Origin of the sequence: Bacillus sp. FJAT-49736, assembly GCF_018343615.1 — a bacterium.
In the GTDB taxonomy this organism is placed as follows: domain Bacteria; phylum Bacillota; class Bacilli; order Bacillales; family Bacillaceae_C; genus Margalitia.
Genome location: NZ_JAGYPI010000001.1, coordinates 2,004,730 through 2,028,299 on the forward strand (window position 1 = coordinate 2,004,730; position 23,570 = coordinate 2,028,299).

The 23,570-nt window shown below is 36.9% G+C and carries 21 protein-coding genes and 1 tRNA gene; 1 reads left to right on the top strand and 21 read right to left on the bottom strand.

Annotated features, from left to right (window positions below; genetic code table 11):
- Nucleotides 1–6 precede the first annotated feature (6 nt).
- The 7 genes from spoVID to hemA all read right to left on the bottom strand — a co-directional run bounded on the left by spoVID (nt 7) and on the right by hemA (nt 7,560).
- Nucleotides 7–1,161: a stage VI sporulation protein D gene (gene spoVID, locus KHA87_RS10535; protein ID WP_213094008.1), complete on the bottom strand. Its 1,155-nt coding sequence runs from the start codon at nt 1,159–1,161 to the stop codon at nt 7–9.
- A gap of 182 nt (nt 1,162–1,343) precedes the next feature.
- Nucleotides 1,344–2,633 (bottom strand): glutamate-1-semialdehyde 2,1-aminomutase, encoded by a 1,290-nt coding sequence (gene hemL, locus KHA87_RS10540; RefSeq protein WP_213094009.1) that lies wholly within the window; start codon nt 2,631–2,633, stop codon nt 1,344–1,346.
- A gap of 21 nt (nt 2,634–2,654) precedes the next feature.
- Nucleotides 2,655–3,632 carry a porphobilinogen synthase gene (gene hemB / locus KHA87_RS10545; RefSeq protein ID WP_213094010.1) on the bottom strand — a complete coding sequence of 326 codons (978 nt, stop codon included), beginning with the start codon at nt 3,630–3,632 and terminating at the stop codon, nt 2,655–2,657.
- Entirely contained in the window at nt 3,629–4,420 is a 792-nt protein-coding gene (locus tag KHA87_RS10550; RefSeq protein ID WP_213094011.1) for a uroporphyrinogen-III synthase, read from the bottom strand. Before KHA87_RS10550 ends, hemB begins: the two co-directional genes overlap by 4 nt.
- Entirely contained in the window at nt 4,417–5,352 is a 936-nt protein-coding gene (hemC, locus tag KHA87_RS10555; RefSeq protein WP_213094012.1) for a hydroxymethylbilane synthase, read from the bottom strand. The genes KHA87_RS10550 and hemC overlap by 4 nt, the downstream gene beginning before the upstream one ends.
- Before the next feature lie 13 nt (nt 5,353–5,365).
- Nucleotides 5,366–6,199 (bottom strand): cytochrome c biogenesis protein, encoded by an 834-nt coding sequence (gene ccsA / locus KHA87_RS10560; RefSeq protein ID WP_213094013.1) that lies wholly within the window; start codon nt 6,197–6,199, stop codon nt 5,366–5,368.
- Nucleotides 6,200–6,204: 5 nt separating this feature from the next.
- Nucleotides 6,205–7,560, bottom strand: a complete 1,356-nt coding sequence (hemA, locus tag KHA87_RS10565; protein ID WP_213094014.1) for a glutamyl-tRNA reductase — start codon at nt 7,558–7,560, stop codon at nt 6,205–6,207.
- 412 nt (nt 7,561–7,972) lie between these two features.
- Between hemA and KHA87_RS10570 the strand changes: the two genes are divergently transcribed.
- Entirely contained in the window at nt 7,973–8,455 is a 483-nt protein-coding gene (locus tag KHA87_RS10570; protein ID WP_213094015.1) for a LiaI-LiaF-like domain-containing protein, read from the top strand.
- Between the two features lie 74 nt (nt 8,456–8,529).
- On the opposite strand, the gene yihA is transcribed toward KHA87_RS10570, so the two are convergent.
- The 14 genes from yihA to KHA87_RS10640 all read right to left on the bottom strand — a co-directional run bounded on the left by yihA (nt 8,530) and on the right by KHA87_RS10640 (nt 23,401).
- Nucleotides 8,530–9,111: a ribosome biogenesis GTP-binding protein YihA/YsxC gene (yihA, locus tag KHA87_RS10575; RefSeq protein WP_213094016.1), complete on the bottom strand. Its 582-nt coding sequence runs from the start codon at nt 9,109–9,111 to the stop codon at nt 8,530–8,532.
- On the bottom strand, nt 9,108–11,432 hold the full coding sequence (gene lon, locus KHA87_RS10580) for an endopeptidase La (RefSeq protein WP_213094017.1): 2,325 nt from the start codon (nt 11,430–11,432) through the stop codon (nt 9,108–9,110). The genes yihA and lon overlap by 4 nt, the downstream gene beginning before the upstream one ends.
- A gap of 238 nt (nt 11,433–11,670) precedes the next feature.
- The gene (lonB, locus tag KHA87_RS10585) at nt 11,671–13,338 is read right to left on the bottom strand and encodes an ATP-dependent protease LonB (protein ID WP_213094018.1); all 1,668 of its coding nucleotides are present in this window, start codon (nt 13,336–13,338) and stop codon (nt 11,671–11,673) included.
- 213 nt (nt 13,339–13,551) lie between these two features.
- On the bottom strand, nt 13,552–14,814 hold the full coding sequence (gene clpX / locus KHA87_RS10590) for an ATP-dependent protease ATP-binding subunit ClpX (RefSeq protein WP_213094019.1): 1,263 nt from the start codon (nt 14,812–14,814) through the stop codon (nt 13,552–13,554).
- Nucleotides 14,815–15,387: 573 nt separating this feature from the next.
- Nucleotides 15,388–16,671, bottom strand: a complete 1,284-nt coding sequence (gene tig, locus KHA87_RS10595) for a trigger factor (protein ID WP_213094020.1) — start codon at nt 16,669–16,671, stop codon at nt 15,388–15,390.
- A gap of 167 nt (nt 16,672–16,838) precedes the next feature.
- Nucleotides 16,839–17,846 (bottom strand): tetratricopeptide repeat protein, encoded by a 1,008-nt coding sequence (locus KHA87_RS10600; RefSeq protein ID WP_213094021.1) that lies wholly within the window; start codon nt 17,844–17,846, stop codon nt 16,839–16,841.
- Between the two features lie 124 nt (nt 17,847–17,970).
- A tRNA-Arg gene (locus KHA87_RS10605) sits at nt 17,971–18,047 on the bottom strand.
- A gap of 556 nt (nt 18,048–18,603) precedes the next feature.
- Entirely contained in the window at nt 18,604–19,113 is a 510-nt protein-coding gene (locus KHA87_RS10610; RefSeq protein WP_213094022.1) for a metallophosphoesterase, read from the bottom strand.
- A gap of 16 nt (nt 19,114–19,129) precedes the next feature.
- Nucleotides 19,130–19,741 carry an XTP/dITP diphosphatase gene (locus KHA87_RS10615; protein ID WP_213094023.1) on the bottom strand — a complete coding sequence of 204 codons (612 nt, stop codon included), beginning with the start codon at nt 19,739–19,741 and terminating at the stop codon, nt 19,130–19,132.
- Nucleotides 19,734–20,492 (bottom strand): ribonuclease PH, encoded by a 759-nt coding sequence (rph, locus tag KHA87_RS10620; protein WP_213094024.1) that lies wholly within the window; start codon nt 20,490–20,492, stop codon nt 19,734–19,736. Before rph ends, KHA87_RS10615 begins: the two co-directional genes overlap by 8 nt.
- 122 nt (nt 20,493–20,614) lie before the next feature.
- Entirely contained in the window at nt 20,615–21,658 is a 1,044-nt protein-coding gene (locus KHA87_RS10625) for a GerMN domain-containing protein (protein ID WP_213094025.1), read from the bottom strand.
- A 94-nt stretch (nt 21,659–21,752) separates the two neighbouring features.
- The gene (racE, locus tag KHA87_RS10630) at nt 21,753–22,559 is read right to left on the bottom strand and encodes a glutamate racemase (RefSeq protein WP_213094026.1); all 807 of its coding nucleotides are present in this window, start codon (nt 22,557–22,559) and stop codon (nt 21,753–21,755) included.
- Nucleotides 22,560–22,569: 10 nt separating this feature from the next.
- Entirely contained in the window at nt 22,570–23,028 is a 459-nt protein-coding gene (locus KHA87_RS10635) for a MarR family winged helix-turn-helix transcriptional regulator (RefSeq protein ID WP_213094027.1), read from the bottom strand.
- A gap of 148 nt (nt 23,029–23,176) precedes the next feature.
- Entirely contained in the window at nt 23,177–23,401 is a 225-nt protein-coding gene (locus KHA87_RS10640) for a helix-turn-helix domain-containing protein (RefSeq protein WP_055739090.1), read from the bottom strand.
- Between the last annotated feature and the right edge of the window lie 169 nt (nt 23,402–23,570).

Genomic DNA, 23,570 nt, shown 5'->3' on the forward strand with positions numbered 1-23,570 from the left:
GTTCTGCTATTTTTTTCCCGCATAAGAAGGAATATATAAAACTTGCCCTTCGGAAACGCTTTGATTAGATTCCAAATGATTCATTCTTAAAATTTGCTGTACGCTTATATCGTATTTTTCAGCCAAAAAGTCTATAGTTTCACCTGATTGAACAATGCACATTCTTAACTTTGCAGCTTTTTCTTCCTGCTTTCGGGCTAAGAAGTCGCTAAGTGAAATGGATTCATATTTTTCTTTTTTCTTTTTCTTCTTTTGCACTTCCATTTCTTCTACTTCAACTAATTCAACTTGTTCTTCCATTTGATATTCCTCAATGGTAACATTTAAGGATTCATCATCTTGATGCAGCTCTACTTCTGTAAAAGAGGATGATTCATCTTCCTCTTGTTTAGCCTTTTTCTTTTTTCGATCAAATGACTCTTCCTGTGATGGGTAAGAATGCTGGTATAGATTATAAGGATTGTTTTGCAAATGTGGTTCATGTACTTCAAATGGTCTCTGATTGTATGCATCTGTTGCATTCTCATCGGGAATTTTTCTTACCTCAACATTAAAAGGCTGAAATAAATCTTCCTCTACGTTATCATCATTTTTTATATCATTTGTTGAAAAATTATGAATAGGAACCAATTCTTCCTCTTCTTCCTCTTGTTCTCCAGCCCTAAATAATGCTGCTTCATATTCTATTTCTTCCTTCTCATTATCTTGAGGAATTCCTGCTGTGATATTTTCCTCTTCCTTTCTGAGACCAGAAATAGTTAAATCGGCATTCAGCTTCAAGCAATTATCTTCATAAATATCATAGTCAAAGGAGTCTACTGAAACGTCCAAGTAGGATAAATCCTCCACTTTATCTTTCGGGATGGTTATATCAACAGGAAATGGGTGTTCAAATTGATATACACCTTCCTCTTCCCGATAATCCACTGTTTGAACATATTTCTTTTGCCATGAAGTTTCTTGTTCTTCGACTTCTTCAGCATTGTTTCTATATTCTCCGCTTAAAAATAATTTCCCTTGAATAACGACATATTGCTCCTGCTCTTGGATGGTAATATGTGGATCAAGTGAAATGGATAAGAGCTCTTCAACTTCCTGTCCCCTTTTAAACCAAACAGATTCCTCTAATGAAAATCGTAAAGACGATTGATTTTCGGACAATGCGGCTTCCTCCCTTCAATTCCTATAGAAAATAAAACATTATGCCATTAACACTCTATGAGAAAATGAATCAATTTATGATTCTTACCGAAAATCTTTATTACAACTTTATTCAGGAACTTTATTCATTATTACAAAACAAAAAAACCACATCGAAATGTGGTCTTTTTGTTTTGTACTATTTATCCGCGCAGTTTGCTGAAGGTTTTTTCAGCAGCAACAATCGTCTTTTCAATATCCTCATCTGTATGTGTAGTGGAAAGGAATAATCCTTCGAACTGTGATGGCGGAAGGAATACTCCATTTTCAGCCATTTCACGATAATAGGCAGCAAATAATTCTAAGTCAGAGGTTTTTGCTGTTTCATAATTGATAACATCTTCATTTGTTAAAAAGATTCCAATCATGGATCCAGCGCGATTGATAGTATGTGGAATGTCATATTTTAATGCTGCTTCATGCAAGCCCTTTTCAAGCTTATCTGCTTTTCTAACAAATTCCTTATACGTATCTGGAGTTAATTGGCTCAGTGTTTCATAACCTGCTGTCATTGCCAATGGATTACCTGATAATGTACCTGCCTGATAAATTGGTCCGCTTGGTGCAATTTTTTCCATAATTTCTGCCTTACCGCCAAACGCTCCTACAGGTAAACCGCCACCGATAACCTTTCCTAAACAGGTTAGGTCCGGTGTAACTCCGTAATAACCTTGTGCACAATGATAATCCACACGGAAGCCGGTCATTACTTCATCAAAGATTAACAAAGCGCCATATCGAGTTGTAACCTCACGTAAGCCCTCTAAAAACCCAGGTTGAGGAGGTACTACCCCCATATTTCCTGCAACAGGCTCCACAATAATGCAGGCAATATCTTCCCCAAATTGCTGAAAGGCTGCACGGACTGCCTCTAAATCATTATAAGGTACAGCTATTGTGTTGCTGGCAATTCCCGCTGGAACTCCAGGACTATCCGGTAAGCCTAATGTAGCAACTCCAGATCCAGCTTTGATTAATAAGGAATCCCCATGTCCATGATAGGAGCCCTCAAATTTGATGATTTTATTTCGGCCAGTATATCCGCGAGCGAGTCTTAATGCACTCATGGTCGCTTCCGTCCCAGAAGATACCATCCTCACTACTTCTATGGAAGGAACACGTTCTTGAACAAGCTTTGCCAACTTATTTTCTAATAGCGTTGGGGCTCCAAAACTTGTACCATTTTCTGTAGCTTTTTTAAGTGCAGCGACAACCTGATCATTTGCATGTCCTAAAATTAACGGTCCCCAAGATAATACATAATCAATGTATTCATTGCCATCGATATCATAAATCTTTGAGCCTTTTCCTCTCTCCATGAAGATTGGATCCATCTTAACTGATTTAAAGGCGCGAACAGGACTGTTCACACCACCAGGCATAAGTGTTACTGCTTCCTGAAATGCCTTTTTTGAATTTTCGTATGAACGCATTTCGTATCCATCCCTTCCTGATTATTCGGCAAGCCAGCGAGCCGCATCTTTTGCAAAATAAGTTATGATTAAATCACAGCCTGCGCGTTTCATGCTTGTCAGCATTTCTAAGACAATGGTTTTTTCATCAATCCAGCCGTTCAATGCGGCACCTTTCACCATGGAATATTCACCGCTAACATTATATCCTACTACCGGCAAATTAAATTCATTTCGAACATCGCGTACAATATCTAAATAAGATAAAGTTGGCTTAACAATCAGAAAGTCTGCGCCTTCCTCTACATCTGACTGAGCTTCCCTGATTGCCTCCAAACGATTAGCAGGATCCATCTGATATGTTTTTCTGTCGCCAAATTGCGGTGTACTTCCTGCTGCATCACGGAATGGTCCGTAAAATGCAGACGCATATTTCACTGCATAGGACATAATAGGAACATCTGCAAAGCCTGCCTCGTCCAAGCCCTTTCGAATTGCTGCAACAAATCCGTCCATCATATTAGATGGAGCAATAATATCGGCACCTGCTTGTGCCTGGCTTACTGCGGTCTTTGCTAATAGATCAAGACTTGGATCGTTTAATATTTTACCGCCTTCAATTACACCACAGTGACCATGGTCTGTATACTCACATAGACAAGTATCTGCAATGATAAGCACATCAGGATAATGTTCTTTAATAAAGCGAGTTGCTTCTTGTACAATACCGTGGTTATGATAAGCTTGAGTTCCAACCTCATCCTTTTCTACAGGTATTCCAAACAATAAAACAGATTTAATTCCTAACGATACTACTTCATTCATTTCGGCCTTTAAATTATCCAAAGAAATCTGATCTACACCTGGCATTGAAGGAACTTCCTTCTTAATATTTTCACCTTCCACCACAAAGATAGGATAAATAAAATCATCTACATGCAAGTGTGTTTCCCTGACTAATGCTCTCATATTTGCAGTGCTACGAAGTCTTCTATGTCGTTTGAATTGCAAGTCTTTCATATTGTATTCCTCCCATTTATGTTAAATTTACATAAACTCTCCATCATATCTTCCATCGTATATTTTTCCGGACTAGCTGAAACCTTCCACCCATAACTCTCAACCGCTCTGTTCGTAACGGGGCCAATGCTGATAATTCTCATTGTTTTTGCCTTTTGCTCTCTTACTGGGTCATTTGCTACTTCCATAAAATGATGAAAGGTGGATGGGCTTGTAAACAATCCATAATCAAGCTTAACATTTTCAAGTAAATATATTAATTTTTCCTTACTTTCTCTCGGAAAAATAGTTTTATATATAATCCACTCATCTACGATCCAATGCAGTGATACTAAGGACTTGGCAATAACATCCCTTGCAAGATTCCCTTTCGGAATTAATACCCGTTTCGATTGGTTGCCAACATTGGTAAATTCGTTTGCAAAATCATCTGCGGAAAAAAAATCTGGCACAAATGAGACCTCTAACTGAAATTTTTCAATTGCCATTTTCGTCTTTTCTCCGACCGCTGCAATTTTTGTGGAAGGGGAAAGTGCTAAATTATGGTGAGCAAGCTGCTGAAAAAAGAATTTCACTCCAGTCTGACTTGTGAAAATGATCCAATTATATTGATCTATCCTTTTCAAATATTCTCGAGCATTTGGATCATGATTTTTCCGAAAATCTATTAGAGGAACCATATAGGGGGTTCCACCTAATTGCGAAATTTTATCGCAAAGTTTTTTCCCTTGTGTACCGCCACGAGGTATTAATATCGATTTCCCGTCGAGCGGTAAAAATGGATTCATGCTTGATCAAGCTCCTGTTTTACTTGATCAATCAAATCCTTTGCACCTTGTTGAATTAGCAACTCAGCAACTTGTACTCCAACCTTATGAGGATCGCTTCCGACTACTGTTTCCTTATAAATAGTTTTTCCATCGGGAGATGCCACCAATCCAGTCAAGGAAATCTTATTCTCTTCCTGGAGCATAGCAAAACCTGCAACTGGTACTTGACAGCCGCCTTCCATTTTATTTAAAAAGGCACGTTCTGCTGTTACAGTGATGGCTGTAGCATCAGAGTTTAATTTAGCTAATTGTTCAAGCAGCTCATGGTCATTGGAACGGCATTCAATTGATAGAGCGCCTTGGCCTACTGCCGGTAAACAAATCTCCGGATCTAAGTATTCCGTCACCACATCAGCGCTCCATCCCATACGCGACAAACCTGCAGCAGCTAATATTATTGCATCATATTCATCCGTTTTAAGCTTTTCTAAGCGTGTATCAATGTTTCCGCGAATCCACTTAATTTCTAGATCAGGTCGTTCCGCTAAAATTTGCGCACCTCTTCTTAAGCTACTTGTACCAATTACAGCACCTTTTGGGAGGTCTCTAAGTGTCATAGAACCTTTTGATATAAGGGCGTCACGATGGTCTTCCCTCTCAGGAATACAACCTATTGTTAGGCCATCCGGCAAAACGGCAGGCATATCCTTCATACTATGTACAGCCATATCGATATCCTTATTTAACATTGCCTGTTCAATTTCCTTTACAAAGAGCCCTTTTCCACCGACCTTTGATAAGGTGACATCTAATATTTGATCGCCTTTTGTTACGATTTCTTTAATTTCAAATTCAAAAGGTACTCCAAGCTTTTTCAACTGATCTTTTACCCAATTAGTTTGAGTTAATGCTAGTTTACTTCTTCTTGAACCAATGATTATTTTCCTCATACACTATTCCTCCCTATGAATACCAGAAATGAAAAGCAGACAATCTACTAATTAAAAAAAAGTTAATTAATACAATTAAAAATGCAGCAATATTTAAAAATGCCAGGTTTTTGCCAAACATATTTTTTCGTTCTCTAACATAGATAATCAAACTATAAATAATTAACAGTATAAAGGAACCGATAATTTTCGAATCATACCAATGAAAATTATGGAGCTTTATTAATGCCCATTGAAGTCCTAAAATTAAGCTTAATAACAGCATTGGAACTCCAATTAAGTTTAATACATAAGACATTTTCTCCAGTTTAGCCAGATCATTCAGACGCCATAACCTATGGCCCCATTTTTTCTCCTTCAATAGCTTATACTGTAATAAATATAACAATGAAAACACAAATGAGAGTGAAAAGGCAACATAAGAAAAGATCGCCATCGTAATATGTATTAATAACAATTCAGAAACCAACTTTTCACTCATTGTTTCCGTAGGCATTTGGATCGGTGCAAAAGTATGAATCGCCATAATAATAAAACCGATAATATTAATGAAAAAGACAGTGAAATCTACTCGCAACAACCGATTTATAATAAGCGATAAGGTAAGCAATACCCATGCATAGAAATAAAGTCCTTCAAATATTGTAAGGACCGGAAAACGCCTTGTATGAATCATGTACAAAAACAAAAAAATTGTTTGAAGAACCCAAACAATTGCAAGTAACCAGAAGGCAAATCGATTTGCCTTCCGATTTTGTTGTAAAAAGTCAATAAAATATAGCAGGATACTAACCGCATAAAGAATAATCATTCCTTCATGCAGCCGCGACATTATGATTTCAAACATCGCTTTCACCTAACTATAGTAGCTGGTGAAGGATGTTGATTCATGTTAAAGGATGTTGTTCTCTCGACTAGTAACGAATCTTCTGTTTTGGCTACTGGTTCTTGGATATTAAATATTCTTTTAAACAGTTCAATTTGCTCACGAGCATTAGGTTCAGCAGCTATTTCCTTTACTTGGGAAATCGGTTCTTTTAAAAGCTGATTCACAATGCTTTTCGTGTGCTTACTGATTACTTTTTTCTCTCGTTCAGTCAAGTTTGGCATTTTACGTTCAATGCTTTTCATTGTTTCTGCTTGAATTGCCAATGCTTTTTCACGTAAAGCGGAAATTACCGGAACTACTCCGAGCATATTTACCCATTCATTAAATTGAACTATTGCTTCTTCAATCATCAACATAATCTTATCAGCGGCTTTTTTCCGTTCCACAAGATTGGCTTCAACTATCCCCTCTAAATCATCAATGTCATATAAGAAGATATTTTCCATATCCGCGATTTGTGGATCAAGATCACGAGGCACTGCAATATCCACCATAAATAATGGTCTGTTTTTGCGCAGTTTCACTACGTTCTCCATCAACTCTTTTGTAATGACATAATCCTTAGAACCAGTGGAGCTTATTAAAATATCCGCCTCTACAAGTGCACATTGCATTTCCTGTAAGGTTTTAGCAGTTCCATCAAAACGATCCGCTAAGTTTTTCGCCTTTTCAAACGTTCGATTAATAACCGTTACATTCGTTGCCCCACTGCCATGAAGATTTTCTATCGCAAGCTCACCCATTTTTCCTGCTCCGACGATAAGAACATGCTTGTCTCTTAAATTGCCGAATATTTTTTTGGCAAGCTCCACTGCAGCATAGCTCACAGAAACAGCATTAGAGCCAATTTCCGTTTCGGAATGGCCTTTCTTAGCAAGTGTTATCGCTTCTTTAAATAGATGGTTAAATACCGTTCCGGTGGATCCTTCCTTTTGTCCCATTAAAAAGCTGTTTCGCACCTGTCCGAGAATTTGAGTTTCCCCTAATACCATTGAATTCAATCCGCAAGTAACCTTAAAAAGATGCTCTACTGCACCATCTTGCTCATATATAAATAAATACGGTGAAAACTCATCCTTATCCATGTGGAACCATTCAGATAAGAAATCTTTAATATAGTAGCGCCCTGTATGAAGCTGATCCACAACGGCATATACTTCCGTTCGATTACATGTGGAAACAATGACATTTTCTAATATGCTCTTTTTCTCTTTTAATGCTGCCATTGCCGACTGTAAATCCTCTTCATTAAAGGAAAGTCGTTCACGAATTTCAACAGGGGCTGTTTTATAGTTTAAACCCACTGCGATTATATACATATTAAAAGACCCCCCGATACCAATATCACACTTAAATTATACGAATCAAATATATAAATTCCATTTCTATTATAACATGTACTACATTCACTGCTTTTAAAAAATGTGAAAAGAAAATGAATACTATGATATGATAAATTAGAAATGTGTAAGCGACTCGCTCATCAGCGTACGGATTTCGTAGTCTTCGACTGAGATAAAGGAAACACAGCGAGGTTGTTCACGAGCTATTGAAAATTGAACTACCATTTTCGCCTGATGTTGACTTATCGTAGGGAGGAGACGTAGAAATCCGCTAGCCGATAGGCGCTGAAACTAGACAGAGTTTAATCTTGTCAAAAATAAGTTTCCTTATGTACAGTATCAAAAATAAATACGATAATCAAGCAATCAGGTCGAAAGTAGGATATATATGAAAAATCAAAAGTTTTTTGACGGTATTATTTTAATTGGATTTGGTCTGTATTATTATTTTTCCCAAAATCACATTCAAATATTTAAAGAATATATTACGTGGCCAACACTTTTTATGATAGTGGGAATTGCTTTCTTAGTTCAAGGTTATAATGGTAAAAATAATGAAGCAATTCTGCCAGGTGTGATCTTCACCGGTTTCGGTTTTCATTTTCACGTAGTTCATAAGCTAGCTATATGGCCAAATAATATTGGAGTCCTGCTTCTCATTATTTCATTAGGCTTTTTGCTTCAATATCAAAGAACACGCAATGGACTATTTCAAGGGCTACTATTTCTCGCTCTTTCTATTATTCTTCTATTCTATGATAAATTAGTTAGTACACTCGGACTGCTAGAAAATCGAGTGGAAAGTATTTGGAAGTACAGTCCTATTGCTTTAGTTATTATAGGGATTATCTTGTTATTTAGAAAAAAATAAAACCCAGCTATAAACTGGACCTCCAATTGATCGTGTCTAGCAATCGGGGTGCAGTTCACATAGCTGGGTTTTTTCTACATCCTTTTTTCGATAGATTTCCAAGCAGCTTCTTTTCCTTCACCTGTTTCGGATGAAAAAATGATGATTTCATCTGTCGGGTCAAATTCCAATACTTCTTTTGTTACTTTTAAATGCTTTTGCCATTTTCCCTTTGGAATTTTATCTGCTTTTGTTGCTATTACTATACAAGGTATTTCAAAGTGCTTAAGAAAGTCATACATCATTCGATCATCTACTGTTGGTGGATGACGTAAATCAACAATGAGAATAACGGCTTTCAACTTTTTCCTCGTTGTTATATATGTTTCAATCATTTTCCCCCATGCTGCACGTTCCGTTTTGGACACCTTGGCATAACCGTAACCGGGAACATCTACAAAATAGAGAGCATTTTCAATTATATAAAAATTTAGTGTCTGCGTTTTTCCCGGCTTCGATGATATTCTAGCCAACGCCTTTCGATTCAGCATTTTGTTAATAAAGGAAGATTTCCCAACATTCGATCTTCCTGCAAGCGCAAATTCCGGTAGTGCATCATCTGGATATTGCTCCGGTTTAACAGCACTTATTACAATTTCAGCATTATTTACCTTCATTTCCCCTCACCTACAAGCGCAATTTTCAGTACTTCATCTGCATGAGAGACAGGGAAAAATTCCAAATCATTTCGAACACTTTCCGGAATATCGTCCAGGTCTTTCTCATTGTCTTTCGGAATAATTATCTTTGTTAATCCCGCACGATGAGCACTCAACGTTTTTTCTTTTAATCCACCAATCGGGAGAACTCTACCCCTTAAGGTAATTTCACCTGTCATACCAACTTCCTTCCGTACAGCTCTTCCAGTTAGGGCTGAAACTAAAGCGGTTGCTATCGTAATCCCAGCAGACGGTCCATCCTTTGGAACCGCACCTTCTGGAACATGTATATGAATATCGTATTGTTCATGGAAGCTTTCTTCCAGATTCAGTTCCTTCGCCCTGGACCTTACAAAGCTAAATGCAGTTTGGGCAGACTCTTTCATTACATCGCCTAACTTCCCGGTTAACACAAGCTTCCCTTTACCTGGAGAAAGGGAGACCTCGATTTGCAATGTATCCCCGCCGACAGTTGTATATGCTAAGCCAGTTGCAACACCAATTTGATCCTCCAGTTCCGCTTGCCCATAGCGAAATCTTTTCTTGCCTAGAAACTCCTCTACATTTTTATCCGACACTATAATTCGTTTTCGATCGGATGAAACAATGATTTTTGCAGTTTTCCGGCAAATAGTTGCGATTTCTCTTTCAAGGCTGCGGACACCAGCTTCTCGAGTGTAGTACCGGACAATGGTTTGAATGCTTTCATCCCGAATTTGCAGCTGTCCTTTTGATAATCCATGTTCCTTCATTTGTTTTAACAATAAATGATCTTTAGCAATGTGAATTTTTTCTAATTCCGTATAGCCTGCTATTGATATGATTTCCATCCTATCCCTTAAAGGACCAGGTATTGAACCTAAATCATTAGCAGTTGTGATAAACATAACCTTCGATAGATCATAGGTTTCTTCAATATAATGATCACTAAAGCTATGGTTTTGCTCCGGATCCAAAACTTCAAGCATGGCTGCAGAAGGGTCCCCTCTAAAATCATTGGACATTTTATCTATTTCGTCTAATAAAAAGACTGGATTAATTGTCCCTGCTTTTCTCATACCCTGGATGATTCGCCCCGGCATCGCCCCAACGTATGTTCTGCGATGGCCACGGATTTCCGATTCATCTCTTACTCCTCCAAGAGATACTCGAACAAATTTTCTTCCTAGTGATTCAGCAATGGATCTTGCCAAGCTTGTTTTCCCAACACCCGGTGGTCCAGCAAGACATAGGATTGGCCCGCGCAAAGATTGCGTTAGCTTTTGCACCGCTAAATATTCTAATACGCGCTCTTTTACCTTTTCCAATCCATAATGTTCCCGATTTAATATATCCTCTGCTTTAGCAATATTAAGGTCATCTTCTGTAGCTTGATTCCAAGGAAGGGCAACTAGCCACTCTATATAATTTCGGATTACCGAGCTTTCCGCGGAACTGGATGGAACTTTCTCATATCTATCCAATTCCTTTAGTGCCGATTTTTTAACATGTTCTGGCATTCCTGCCTGTTCAATTCTTTCTGTTAAATCGGCAACCTCACCTGTTTTCCCTTCTTTATCTCCTAGTTCTTTCTGGATAGCTTTCATTTGTTCCCGTAAATAATATTCCTTTTGTGTACGTTCCATGGACTTTTTCACTCGTTGTCCAATTCGCTTTTCAAGATTGAGAACTTCCTTTTCATTATTGATGATTCGAATAACCGTATTTAGCCGTTCTTTAATGTCTATAGTTTCTAATATGGTTTGTTTTTGTGAAAGCTTTAATGGCAGGTGCGAAGCAATAATGTCTGCCATTCTTCCTGGTTCTTCAATATCTGTAACAGTTGCAAATGTTTCTGCAGATATTTTTTTAGATAATTTTATGTATTGTTCAAAATAATCAAGCAATGTTCGTGTCAACGCTTCTGTCTCAGCATCTTTTTCTTCCGATTGCTTTAAAATATCTAATGTGACTGCATAATAGCTGTCCAAATCGTAGAACTTCTTTATTTTTGCACGATCGAGACCTTCAACTAATACCCGAATTGTTCCGTTGGGCAATTTCAGCATTTGCTTTACTTTCGTTAAGGTTCCGATTTGGTAAAGATCTTCCTCTGTAGGCTCATCTATTGATTCATCTTTTTGTGTCGTCAAAAAAATGAAATGATCATTCATCATGGCTTCTTCCAACGCTTGAACGGAATGTTCACGCCCAACATCCAAGTGAAGAACCATTGTAGGGTACACTAGCAATCCTCTTAAGGGAAGTAGAGGAACTGTGTGTTCTTTTTTCTTTGTCAATATGTGCACCTCCAATAAGTAATACTCTGATCAGGGCATAAGTCACCCTAATGAATCTTTTAACAATTCTATCGTATTTATGAGCAAGTGTCCATTTACTAGAATTCATCCAAACGAACTACTTTTCATTTATGTTTTTCCCTTTACTAGTATTTAATATAAACCGATTTTATGAAAAAAATCGGCATCTAAGGCCGATTTTCCTTAACATTTCATTTTATTTTGTTGCAAATAAAATTCAGACGCTTTTTTTGCCCATTTGCTCCAAAGAAGGAGGGATAAGAGATTCTTTTTCGAATCGATTTATAAGGGCTACATTTAAAACTTCCTCCAACTTGTTCACTGGAATTACCTTTATATCCTTCATTTCCTGAAATATCGTTTGCATATTGTCTGCCGGAATGATGACGGTTTTTGCTCCAGCTTGTCTTGCAGCTTTAACCTTTGCCACTACACCACCTATTGGCTTAACATTACCATGAATACTAATTTCCCCTGTCATTGCTACAGAGTTATCTACAGGGATTTTATAAATTGCTGAATAAATTCCCGTCGCCATTGCGATTCCTGCAGATGGCCCATCTATTGGAATGCCGCCTGGAAAGTTGACATGGATATCATATTGATCGGCCGGGACACCCATTGTTTTTAACACAGTAATAACATTTTCAATGGATCCTCTTGCCATACTTTTTCTTCTTACTTGTTTTCCTTGTCCCCCAATACTTTCTTCCTCTACGATCCCGGTAATATTAATAGTTCCTTTATCCTTAGCTGGAATTACAGTAACTTCAATTTCGAGAAGAATGCCGCTATTTGGTCCAGTTACTGCCAAACCATTTATTAAACCAACTTTTGAGTGATCGTTAATCTTTTTCTCTAATCTCGGAGTAAGCTGGCTTGACTGAATTACCCATTCAATATCCTCATCTAAAATATGCATCCTGTCTTCCTGTATCGCAATTCCAGCTGCAATTTGAACCATATTCACTGCCTCACGACCATTTCTGGCGTAGGAAGCTAATATCTCTATACCTTTTTCAGATATGGTAATTTTCACTTTTTGTGCCGCTTTATTCGCCACTTTCTTAATTTCATCCTGGTCAAGCTCCCTGAAAAAAACTTCCATACAACGTGACCGTATTGCTGGCGGAATTTCGTTTGGGGTTCTAGTTGTTGCACCGATTAAACGAAAATCAGCAGGTAATCCATTTTGAAAAATGTCATGAATATGGGATGGGATTTGGGTGTTTTCTGCATTATAATACGCACTATCCAAAAATACTTTTCTATCCTCCAACACCTTTAAAAGCTTATTCATTTGAATCGGGTGAAGTTCCCCAATTTCATCAATAAATAATACCCCACCATGAGCATTTGTTACCGCTCCTTGCTTTGGTTGCGGAATTCCCGCCTGTCCCATAGCCCCTGCGCCTTGATAAATTGGGTCATGAACGGATCCAATTAAAGGGTCAGCAATTCCTCGTTCATCGAACCTGGCTGTTGTTGCATCAAGTTCAACAAATACCGAGCTTTGCTTAAATGGTGATTTCTCATTTTTTTTTGCCTCTTGTAAAACTAAACGTGCAGCTGCTGTTTTACCGACTCCCGGAGGTCCATAAATAATGACGTGTTGAGGATTTGGACCACATAACGCTGCTTTTAGCGCCTTAATACCATCCTCCTGTCCAACAATATCGTCAAAAGTAGTTGGTCTTACACGTTCCGCTAACGGTTCCGTTAATGAAATAGAACGCATTTTTCGAAGTTGATCCATTTCTTTTCGTGATTCTCTATCGATCGAGATTTTTTGGGTTTTTTGACTTTTTAATAGGTTCCAGAAATAAAGACCTATAATTATTCCAAAAAATAATTGAATTAATAAAGCTATCCCAGTCCAGCTCATTGTATTCCCTCCAAGCACGAGTTTCCAATTTCTATACATTTAGTAACCGATTTGTGAAGCTATTCTATAAGCTAGTATCTCCGTGACAAGAAGGGAATAAACCAATTTTCAGTGCCAAAATTTTGTCATACACATGGAAAGGAAAATCATTTATTCTGAATTTCAAAATAAAAAACCTAGTCAGAGTAACATCTCAACTAGGTTTCATTCGTTTTATGCTGATTTTTCATTTCCTAACATTACTGTACCATCCTCAAGAACAAGCTTAGGAGGTTCGTTGTTAAGAACTGCTTCTTTCGTAATAATACACTTTTTAATATCATCTCTTGAAGGCAAGTCAAACATTACATCGAGCATTATGGTTTCAATGATGGACCGTAGACCGCGTGCGCCTGTCTTTCTCTCAATTGCTTTCTTCGCAATTTCTGTTAAAGCCTCATCATCAAATTCTAATTCCACATTATCAAGCTCAAGCATTTTCTTGTATTGCTTTACTAATGCATTTTTTGGCTTTGTTAAAATATCGATTAAAGCTGCTTCGTCAAGTGGTTCTAGACTTGCAATAATCGGCAAACGGCCAATGAACTCAGGTATAAGACCGAAGCGGAGTAAGTCCTCTGGTAACACTTTAGAAAGCAATGCTTTTTCTTCAATATCTTGTTGCTTAGTCTCACCGCCAAAGCCAATTACCTTTTGACCTAAGCGACGCTTAATAATTTGTTCGATACCATCAAATGCACCGCCACAAATAAATAAAATATTGGTTGTATCGATTTGAATAAATTCTTGATGTGGGTGTTTTCGTCCACCTTGTGGAGGAACACTTGCAACCGTTCCTTCAAGAATTTTCAATAACGCTTGTTGGACTCCCTCACCAGAAACATCACGAGTAATGGACGGATTCTCTGATTTACGGGCAATTTTATCAATTTCATCAATATAAATGATGCCTTTTTCTGCTTTCTCAACATCGTAATCAGCTGCTTGAATCAGTTTAAGAAGAATGTTTTCAACATCCTCTCCTACATATCCGGCCTCTGTCAAAGATGTTGCATCAGCAATGGCAAACGGTACATTAAGAATTCTTGCCAATGTTTGGGCAAGCAGTGTTTTTCCGCTTCCTGTCGGTCCAATTAAACAAATATTACTTTTAGCAATTTCCACTTCGTCGATTTTGCTGTTGGAATTGATTCGTTTGTAATGATTATAAACTGCCACTGCTAGAGATTTTTTGGCTTTATCCTGTCCGATTACATATTCTTTAAGAATTTCCCTAATTTCCATCGGTTTTGGGATATCTTTATATTCTACTTCTTCTTCCGTACCAAGTTCCTCTTCCACAATTTCCGTACATAATTCAATACATTCATCACATATATACACTCCTGGTCCTGCAACTAATTTCCGGACCTGATCTTGCGTTTTACCACAGAAAGAACATTTTAATTGTTGCTTTTCATCGTTGAATTTGAACAATTAGTTTCACCCCTTAATTTATGCTGCGAAATCATTAAATGCATAAAACCCGCAATTAAAAATGACTGACTGGTTGCTGGACTTATTTAGATATTGGAAAATCTTATTATCCAATTATCTCTCCCATATGTAACCGTTATTGTTAGGTCATTTCAAGACAAAATTGATATGTATTGCATTGTACCATATTTTTATGTAAGACAGGAAATGATAAAGCTTATTAAATTATTATTCGTCATGAAATGGGAAAAATCCTACTTACTCCAGATTTTCCCGAAATAAAGCTTTATATTCGGTTATATATGGATTTTTTTTGAATGTACTATTTATGTTATGTAAAAAACTTAATTTTTATAAAGGTGTTTTCGTCTAGAGTTCGCATTTGTTGCAAATTTTGTTATAGATAGGTGAGACATCTTTTCTTAAAAAGAATATCCTTCTTTTTAACATAAGGGGAAATGTCGTTTACGAAAGTAGAGTAGATTAAGAAAACAGCCTTTATAAAACAAGGCACGATAATTTCGCGCCTTGTTTATATTTTACTAAGTATATTATATTATTTGTTTACAATTATTAAGCAGCTTTTGCATTTTCAACAAGGAATTCAACAGCCTTACGGATTCTTACATCATTTTTCACAGTATCTAAGCCACCGATGGCAGTTTTAATTGCATCTGCAGTCATATTATACATTTCAGTCATTTTATTGATTTCTTCTTCTGCTTCTTCATCAGAAACCTCAATATTCTCTGCATTTGCAATTGCTTCCAATGTTAAATTAATACGTACACGCTTTTCTGCATCTTCTTTCATTTGAGCACGAAGCTGTTCTTCATCTTGACCAGAGAATTGGAAGTATAGTTCAAGATTCATACCTTGCATTTGTAAGCGTTGGCCAAATTCTTGTAACATGCGGTCTAACTCAGTGTTAACCATTGCTTCAGGAATATCAATATCTGCATTATTAGCAGCTTTTTCTACAACTGCATCCTCTAAAGCATGTTTCGCTTCGTGTTCTTTCGCTTCCACTAATCTTTTCTTTGTCTTTTCTTTCAAATCTGCTAATGTTTCTACTTCATCATCCACATCTTTTGCAAATTCATCATCTAATGCAGGAAGCTCTTTCGCTTTAATTTCATGAACTGTTACTTTAAAAGTAGCAGGTTTTCCAGCTAATTCAGCTGCATGATATTCCTCAGGGAAAGTTACTTCCACATCTTTTTCTTCTCCTGCTTTAGTGCCTACTAATTTTTCTTCAAATCCTGGAATGAAGCTTCCAGAACCAAGCACTAGAGAATAGTTCTCTGCCTTGCCGCCTTCAAATGCTTCACCATCTACGAAACCTTCAAAATCGATAACAACAGTATCTCCATCCTCTGCTGCACCGTCTTCTTTAATTACTAGTTCAGCTTGTCGTTCTTGAAGAGTTTTCAATTCATTCTCAACATCTTCGTCAGTTACTTCTGTGCTTAATTTTTCTACTTCTAAACCTTTGTAATCGCCAAGCTTCACTTCTGGTTTAACAGTTACAGTTGCTTTAATAATTAATTCTTTTCCTTTTTCCATTTGCTCGATATCAATTTCTGGACGATCTACAGGAAAAATCCCTGTTTCTTCAACCGCGTTAGCATAAGCATCTGGAAGAAGAATATCAAGTGCATCTTGATATAGTGATTCTACACCAAAGCGTTTTTCAAATAAACTGCGTGGCATTTTTCCTTTTCGAAAACCAGGAATATTTACTTGTTTCACCACTTTTTTGAATGCAGCATCCAAACCTTTGTTTACTGTTTCTGCATCAACTTCAATAGTAAGAACCCCTTGGTTCCCTTCTTGCTTTTCCCATTTTGCTGACATACCTTTCCCTCCAACAATCTATATTTGTAATAAAATAATTGGTTTCAATAGATAAGCTACTTATTCAGGTTTACCCTATCCATTTTTAAATAGAAAAAAGAAAGCTGTTGAAATTATTATACAACCATTACATTATAACATAGGTTTTATGTGTTTCAATAATAGAGCTAAAGAATAGGCAAAGAAATTTCTTCGAGTTTGTGGAGAAATTCTAGACTTTTTTTAAAGGCTGTTTCTTTAATTTCATACACTTCCCTAATTTTCTGGTTATCTATTTGTTCCCCATATAATTCCTGTCCTAATGTTTGATAGCTCGCCGCCCATAATGTTACCTCCTCCGGATCTAACTCAAATGGATATAATAAAAAGAAATGCTTATCCATTATTGTTTTTATTTGTTCGTATAACGAGGGGTTTTCCTGTTCTATTTTTATTTGTAATTGTTCATTTAACTCCTTATAGAAAGGAGTTTCAAATAATGGGGGAAGCTCTGCTGGAATTACCATGTCTGAATAATGAAATTTTTGGATCTTTATTTTTTTCTCATTACCGTGCTCTTTCAACAAATTAAGAATCATCGTTTGTAAAAAAGGATGTTGATTCGAGTCATTCAAAATCTGTATAAAATCGTCTATGTACGGCTGAATATTGGTATTCATCAATTCGGCTGTTGCAAATATTTGTTCTTGTAGTGGCATTGATGTTAAATCTAATTTATTTTCATTACTAATAGTGAAATTATTCATTCCGATGTCTGATCTTCTTTCACTAAACTCCATTAACTTTTCGTAATGCTCTAGTTTATGAAAAGGTACTTCCTTCTCTTCCAATAATGCATTTATCGTTTCCGCTGCTTTGTTATATTCTTTAAGGTGTATAAGTACTAATAAATATATATCAATGGTTTCAAAATAATCTCCAATTCCTGTTTTTAACATTTGTTCGCATAATATTTTTGCCTCCGTATAGTTACCTGTTTCAAAAAGGGCAACAAGTAAAGCGGCTTGTATTTCTGGGCTCTCCTCATCCATTTCCCTTGCCTGAAGTAGAAAGCTTAATGCCGCTTCGAAGTTTTTCAGATCTAATTGTTCTATTCCCATAGAAAGAAGTCGCTCTGGTAACCCTGGAAAATATACAATATTCTCTTTTTTTATGTATTTTTTATACTTTTTCATGTTTGTTACCGCCTTTACCATAATCGGGAATAGTGTAGCATTTTGAAAGAAATATTACAAAATAGGAGAGTTACTTTAGAAAAAACAAAAAAAGCTTACCCATGGTAAGCTGATATGTAGTGAATGGCGTCCCAGGAGGGATTCGAACCCCCGACCCACAGCTTAGAAGGCTGTTGCTCTATCCAGCTGAGCTACTGGGACATGTTAAGAATATAAAATTATTATAGAATGTAAAGCAAAGTATTTGTCGTCCCGATTTCAGAAAGCCTATTCAAGATGCAGCTCAATCGGTACGCTGATGTAATGCTACGCAGCATATTCGATCGTGCTCTATCCAGCTGAGCTACTGGGACATGTTAAGAATATAAAATTATTATAGAATGTAAAGCAAAGTATTTGTCGTCCCGATTTCAGAAAGCCTATTCAAGATGCAGCTCAATCGGTACGCTGATGTAATGCTACGCAGCATATTCGATCGTGCTCTATCCAGCTGAGCTACTGGGACATGTTAAGAATATAAAATTATTATAGAATGTAAAGCAAAGTATTTGTCGTCCCGATTTCAGAAAGCCTATTCAAGATGCAGCTCAATCGGTACGCTGATGTGAATATAACAGTTAAATTATGAATTCATTTAACTATGTAATTCTCAAAGACATTTTTTATTATATTTGAATATCAATCGAATGTCAATGGTTTTCAATAAAAATATTAAAACTTCCCTATTGCAGCAATAATTTACTGCAATAGGTTATCATTATAATACAAACTGATGTCTTAATGGAAGTAATTCTTGATGAGTATTTGTATAAAATTTAGTTGTGATTTGGTTTCCGTCTTTTTCAATAATAGCATAGGTTTTTTCTTGTCGTCCGCGCGGCATAAAAATACTGCCCGGATTTAAAAATAATGTTCCATCTATTACTTCAGCACCTAATGCATGTGAATGGCCAAAAAATACAAAATCTGCTCCAACCTCTTTCGCTTTATACGAGAGATTCATTAAGGTCATTTTGACATTGTAGTGATGTCCGTGCGTAACAAATATCGTATTTCCTTCCATTTTTTCTGTTAAATCAAGAGGAAAGGTGCGATCATAGTCACAATTACCTCTAACACTTAAAAAACCTTGCATTTCTATACTGCTGGCCATCAATTCAGAATCCCCACAGTGGATCATAGCATCGACTTTTTGTTCATACTCTTTCTTTATTTCGATTAGTTCGCTAGTTAGTCCATGACTGTCGCTCACCACTAGTAATTTCATTCCCCATCATCCTAATCTAAATTAATAAATCCTTTATTTCATGGAATAATTTTTGTATTGCTTTTGCTCGATGACTTAATTTGTTTTTTTCTTCTGAGGATAATTCTGCCATCGTCAATCCCTTCTCCTTAATGAAAAAGATAGGATCATACCCAAAACCATTTGTTCCACGTTTCTCTTTTAATATTTCCCCTTCACAAACGCCTGAGACAGTTATCGTTTTTTCATCAGGAATAGCCAATGCGATAGCACAATAAAATCTTGCTGTTCTATTCTCTTGAGGTACATCTTTTAATTCGGAAAGAACCTTATTTATATTCGCTTCATCATCCTTATTTTCACCTGCAAATCTTGCAGAAAAAACACCAGGTCTTCCATTTAATGCATCAATTACTAAACCACTGTCGTCGGAAATAACCATTGTATGGAATTGCTTTGATATAGCTTCCGCTTTTAATAATGCATTTTCTTCGAAAGTATTTCCTGTCTCTTCTATATCAGACACATCGGGAAAATCAAGCAAGGTAAGAACCCTAATATGATAAGGAGCAAAAAGCCTTTCAAATTCCTTTGCCTTTCCCTTATTTTTCGTAGCTATAATAATTTCTTTATTATGTAATTTATCCATTTGCTTTCACATTTCCCTCTATTTTCTCAGAAATAGTTCCAAGAACTTGCTTTTGTATCGCAAAAATTTCGTTTAATCCTAGTTGAGCCGCTTCTAATAATTGCTGCAATTCCTGAACGGAAAATGTTGATTCTTCGCCTGTTCCCTGAAGCTCCACAAATTGCCCTCTTCCCGTCATAACAACGTTCATATCTACTTGTGCCTGGCTGTCTTCTGAATAGTTCAAATCTAAGATTACTCCAGTTTCTTCTAAGATCCCTACACTGGTAGCAGCCAAAAAATCCGTTATAGGGAATCTTTTGATCGCTTTTGCTTCAAATAAGCTATCGAGTGCGAGTGCCATTGCAATAAAAGCCCCAGTAATAGAGGCTGTTCTCGTGCCACCATCCGCTTGAATAACATCACAATCAATCCAAATTGTACGTTCGCCAATTAACTCTAAATCAACAACAGCTCTAAGGGCTCTTCCAATTAAGCGTTGTATTTCCATCGTTCTTCCAGTAACTTTCCCTTTTGAAGATTCCCTAATATTTCTTTGTTCCGTTGCACGCGGAAGCATGGAATATTCGGCAGTAATCCAGCCCTTCCCACTGCCCCTCATAAAAGGAGGAACTCTGTCTTCAATGCTTGCATTACAAATGACCTTAGTATCACCAACCGTAATGAGCACAGATCCTTCTGGATGTTTTAAATAATTGCTTTCTATATGTATTGGCCTTAATTGATACCTATCTCTACCATCTACTCTCAAAAGCTCAACCTCCCTTTAATATCAAGCTGTTTTTTTAATTTTAAAAACATGCTTACACGAAAGAAGAGGCGGCACCTAAGCCAGCCCCTAGTTTATATCATTATTATATCAAAAATTTGCTTTTAAAAACTACCCGTGTTCACTTTTTCTGGTCTTTCTACCGGTTTTGTTAAAGATTTTCCTTTTTCATCCACCAGCTTCGTGTTGCCGTTTACCTCAATAGAAACATTTGTAATGTCCGGCAGCTCTGTTAAGGAAAGCACTAATGGTTCGAGAACTTCATCAGCAATTTGTTTTTGCTCAAAGCTACTGATTATTTCATCATTAAAGTTTAGCGTTACATTTCCATTATCCACCTTTGGATCGGAAAGTAATCTAACATCTGAATTGAATGCGCTAAGTAGATTAGAGTTTTGTCTTGGTCCTTTTGTCAGTGCACTTACAACAGCCTTAATATCATTTTTTTCACTATTTGCAATCCGTTTTGTAACTGGAACGTAATACACTTCATTTGCATTATTTTGGGCCGGATAATAAACAGTTACCGGGTGGGTATTTGTAATATCAACAACTCCGGAAGCATCTACATTAATTCCATCTTTTCTGGACAAACCAGCTGGATTAATTGGAGTATTGTTCACAGGCATTTGCGCAAGTTTATGTCCGTTTACTTGGATTTCAACCTTTTTCACTTTCTCGAATTGTGTAAGTGTCCAAGTGATAGACTCTAGGATTTTTTCCTCATCCTCCGCTTTATATTTTTTAAATTCATTGGAAAAATCCGCTATTGCTGTACCATCTTTAATATTAACATCTACCTCCGTATTGGCAGGGAGAACTGCTTGGAAGCCATTAGGAAGCAGCTCCTCCACAGGTCCTCCTTTTACTAAGTACTGCAATGCTTGTTTAGCGACACTTGTTTTATTTGGTAGCGGAAGCGTTTGAGCTACGACATAACCATTCTTGTCCAGCAAATACAGCTCTGTCATTACGGTATTTTCGTTTACCTTTTTACCTGACTTCATACTTGTTTTCGAATCATAAGTAATTTTTTGCGGTGGATCAATTTGCTCCTTTTTTTCACTATTGAACAATCCACATCCGGATAAATACACGCTCGAAGCCAGAACCGTTATAGCAATAGTGTTTTTTACCTTATTAGACACTTTATACCCCTCCTAGAGACAGTTTGTACTAATATCTATACGAGCTATCTGAATGAATTAGACCGGTTAAATAAAAAAAAGAAACCATTATTTATTAAATGGTTTCTCCTAAATAGATTGTTTCTACATTATCAATATTCTGTTCTAACCAATCCGAAGCAATAATAGAAAATAGTTTACTGGAACCAGTCGTGAAAAATTTATGCTTTGGTTGAGTATCTTCAAGGTTAAAAATATCATGAAAATAAAGGATCGTGCTCACTTCTCTGGCTGTTTCTTCACCAGAGCTTATAATACGAATATGTTTTCCCATTGTCTTTTTTATAAGGCTTTCTAACAATGGATAATGTGTACATCCTAAAATTAATATATCCATATCGGCTTTTTGAATTGGCTCAAGAGACTCGAAGACAATTTTCTCTGCCAACGGACCATGATACTCTCCACTTTCCACTAACGGAACAAATTTAGGACAGGCCAGTGATGTCACCTGTACACGTCTATTTACCGATTTTAAAGCCTTTTCGTATGCGCCGCTCTTAATCGTTCCTATTGTTCCAAGAACACCTATTTTAAATGTTTTTGTATTTTTCAATGCTGCTCTTGCTCCTGGGTAGATTACTCCAAGAACCGGAATCTTAAGAACGGATCTTATTTCGTCTAAAACCACTGCAGTCGCAGTATTACAAGCTATTACGAGCATTTTAATATTATGTCTCATTAAAAAGCGGGTCATTTCCCAGGTAAAGGCTTTTACTTCCTCTACCGGTCTTGGACCATATGGACAGCGGGCAGTATCACCAACATAATAAACCGTTTCGTTTGGCAATTGTCTCATAACCTCTTTTACTACTGTTAGCCCGCCAACCCCTGAATCAATAATCCCTATCGGCTGTTTCAACCATCTCGCCTCAATCTGTCTTCATTTCTTGGTGTAATTTTATTAGATTATCTTTTAAATTTAATACTTCATCTGCCGAAAAGTTCTTTAATATATCCTGCAAGTAATTTTGACGTTTTTTAATTACTTCGCCAATCATATCTTTACCCTTATCCAACAAGTGAATCCTAACCACCCTGCGATCATGGGCATCTTTAACCCGAACAACTAACTCATTCTTTTCCATCCGATCGATTAAGTCAGTAGTTGTACTAAATGCCAAATACATTTTATTAGATAACTCACCTATAGTCATATCACCTTCCTCAAATAACCATTGAAGAGCCACAAATTGCGGGGGAGTGATGGTATAATTACTAAGGAGTTCACGACCTTTTTGCTTAATAATCGCGGCAATGTATCGAAGGTCTTTTTCTATTCTAGCAACAACATCTAACTCATGTTGAATTAATTCACTTTCATTAATCATGTCTTTAGTGAACCTCCATTCAAAACAAATAAGCTTTCTAAATGTATTGTCACCTTTTTTAATCGAAATTTCAAGAATGATTTTATTAGGCTATGTCAGATAGGCCCACAAAAGGGGAAAACCGACTGCATTCGGCAGTCGGTTCCGGTTAAAGCTTCAGCTCTCCCATGCGAAGAAGTTCTACCACAGCTTGAGAACGCCCCTTGACCCCAAGCTTTTGCATGGCATTGGAAATATGATTTCGAACTGTTTTTTCACTAATAAACAATTCGCTTGCAATTTCTTTCGTTGTTTTATCTTGGACCAGCAGTTCGAACACTTCTCTTTCTCTTTTTGTAAGCAGCGGTTTGTGTGTGAATTCGTTGTCCTTCAACTATTGTAACCCTCCTTGCCTTCGCCAGCTTTAAACCGCGGGGATGGGTATTTTGATTGTCAGAATATCATATGTGAATTAAATAATGAGAGTGACATCTAGAGACAACGAAAATAAAGAAAAAAAGGAAAATGTGCGTTTTTCTTGGTAAAAGATAAAATATTTTTGT

Bases quoted from the DNA above. Each gene is read 5' to 3' on its own strand.
- hemL (WP_213094009.1), bottom strand. From the start codon at position 2,633: ATGCGTTCATACGAAAATTCAAAAAAGGCATTTCAGGAAGCAGTAACA.
- hemB (WP_213094010.1), bottom strand. From the start codon at position 3,632: ATGAAAGACTTGCAATTCAAACGACATAGAAGACTTCGTAGCACTGCA.
- KHA87_RS10550 (WP_213094011.1), bottom strand. From the start codon at position 4,420: ATGAATCCATTTTTACCGCTCGACGGGAAATCGATATTAATACCTCGT.
- hemC (WP_213094012.1), bottom strand. From the start codon at position 5,352: ATGAGGAAAATAATCATTGGTTCAAGAAGAAGTAAACTAGCATTAACT.
- ccsA (WP_213094013.1), bottom strand. From the start codon at position 6,199: ATGTTTGAAATCATAATGTCGCGGCTGCATGAAGGAATGATTATTCTT.
- hemA (WP_213094014.1), bottom strand. From the start codon at position 7,560: ATGTATATAATCGCAGTGGGTTTAAACTATAAAACAGCCCCTGTTGAA.
- KHA87_RS10570 (WP_213094015.1), top strand. From the start codon at position 7,973: ATGAAAAATCAAAAGTTTTTTGACGGTATTATTTTAATTGGATTTGGT.
- yihA (WP_213094016.1), bottom strand. From the start codon at position 9,111: ATGAAGGTAAATAATGCTGAAATTGTAATAAGTGCTGTTAAACCGGAG.
- lonB (WP_213094018.1), bottom strand. From the start codon at position 13,338: ATGAGCTGGACTGGGATAGCTTTATTAATTCAATTATTTTTTGGAATA.
- tig (WP_213094020.1), bottom strand. From the start codon at position 16,671: ATGTCAGCAAAATGGGAAAAGCAAGAAGGGAACCAAGGGGTTCTTACT.
- KHA87_RS10600 (WP_213094021.1), bottom strand. From the start codon at position 17,846: ATGAAAAAGTATAAAAAATACATAAAAAAAGAGAATATTGTATATTTT.
- KHA87_RS10610 (WP_213094022.1), bottom strand. From the start codon at position 19,113: ATGAAATTACTAGTGGTGAGCGACAGTCATGGACTAACTAGCGAACTA.
- KHA87_RS10615 (WP_213094023.1), bottom strand. From the start codon at position 19,741: ATGGATAAATTACATAATAAAGAAATTATTATAGCTACGAAAAATAAG.
- KHA87_RS10635 (WP_213094027.1), bottom strand. From the start codon at position 23,028: ATGATTAATGAAAGTGAATTAATTCAACATGAGTTAGATGTTGTTGCT.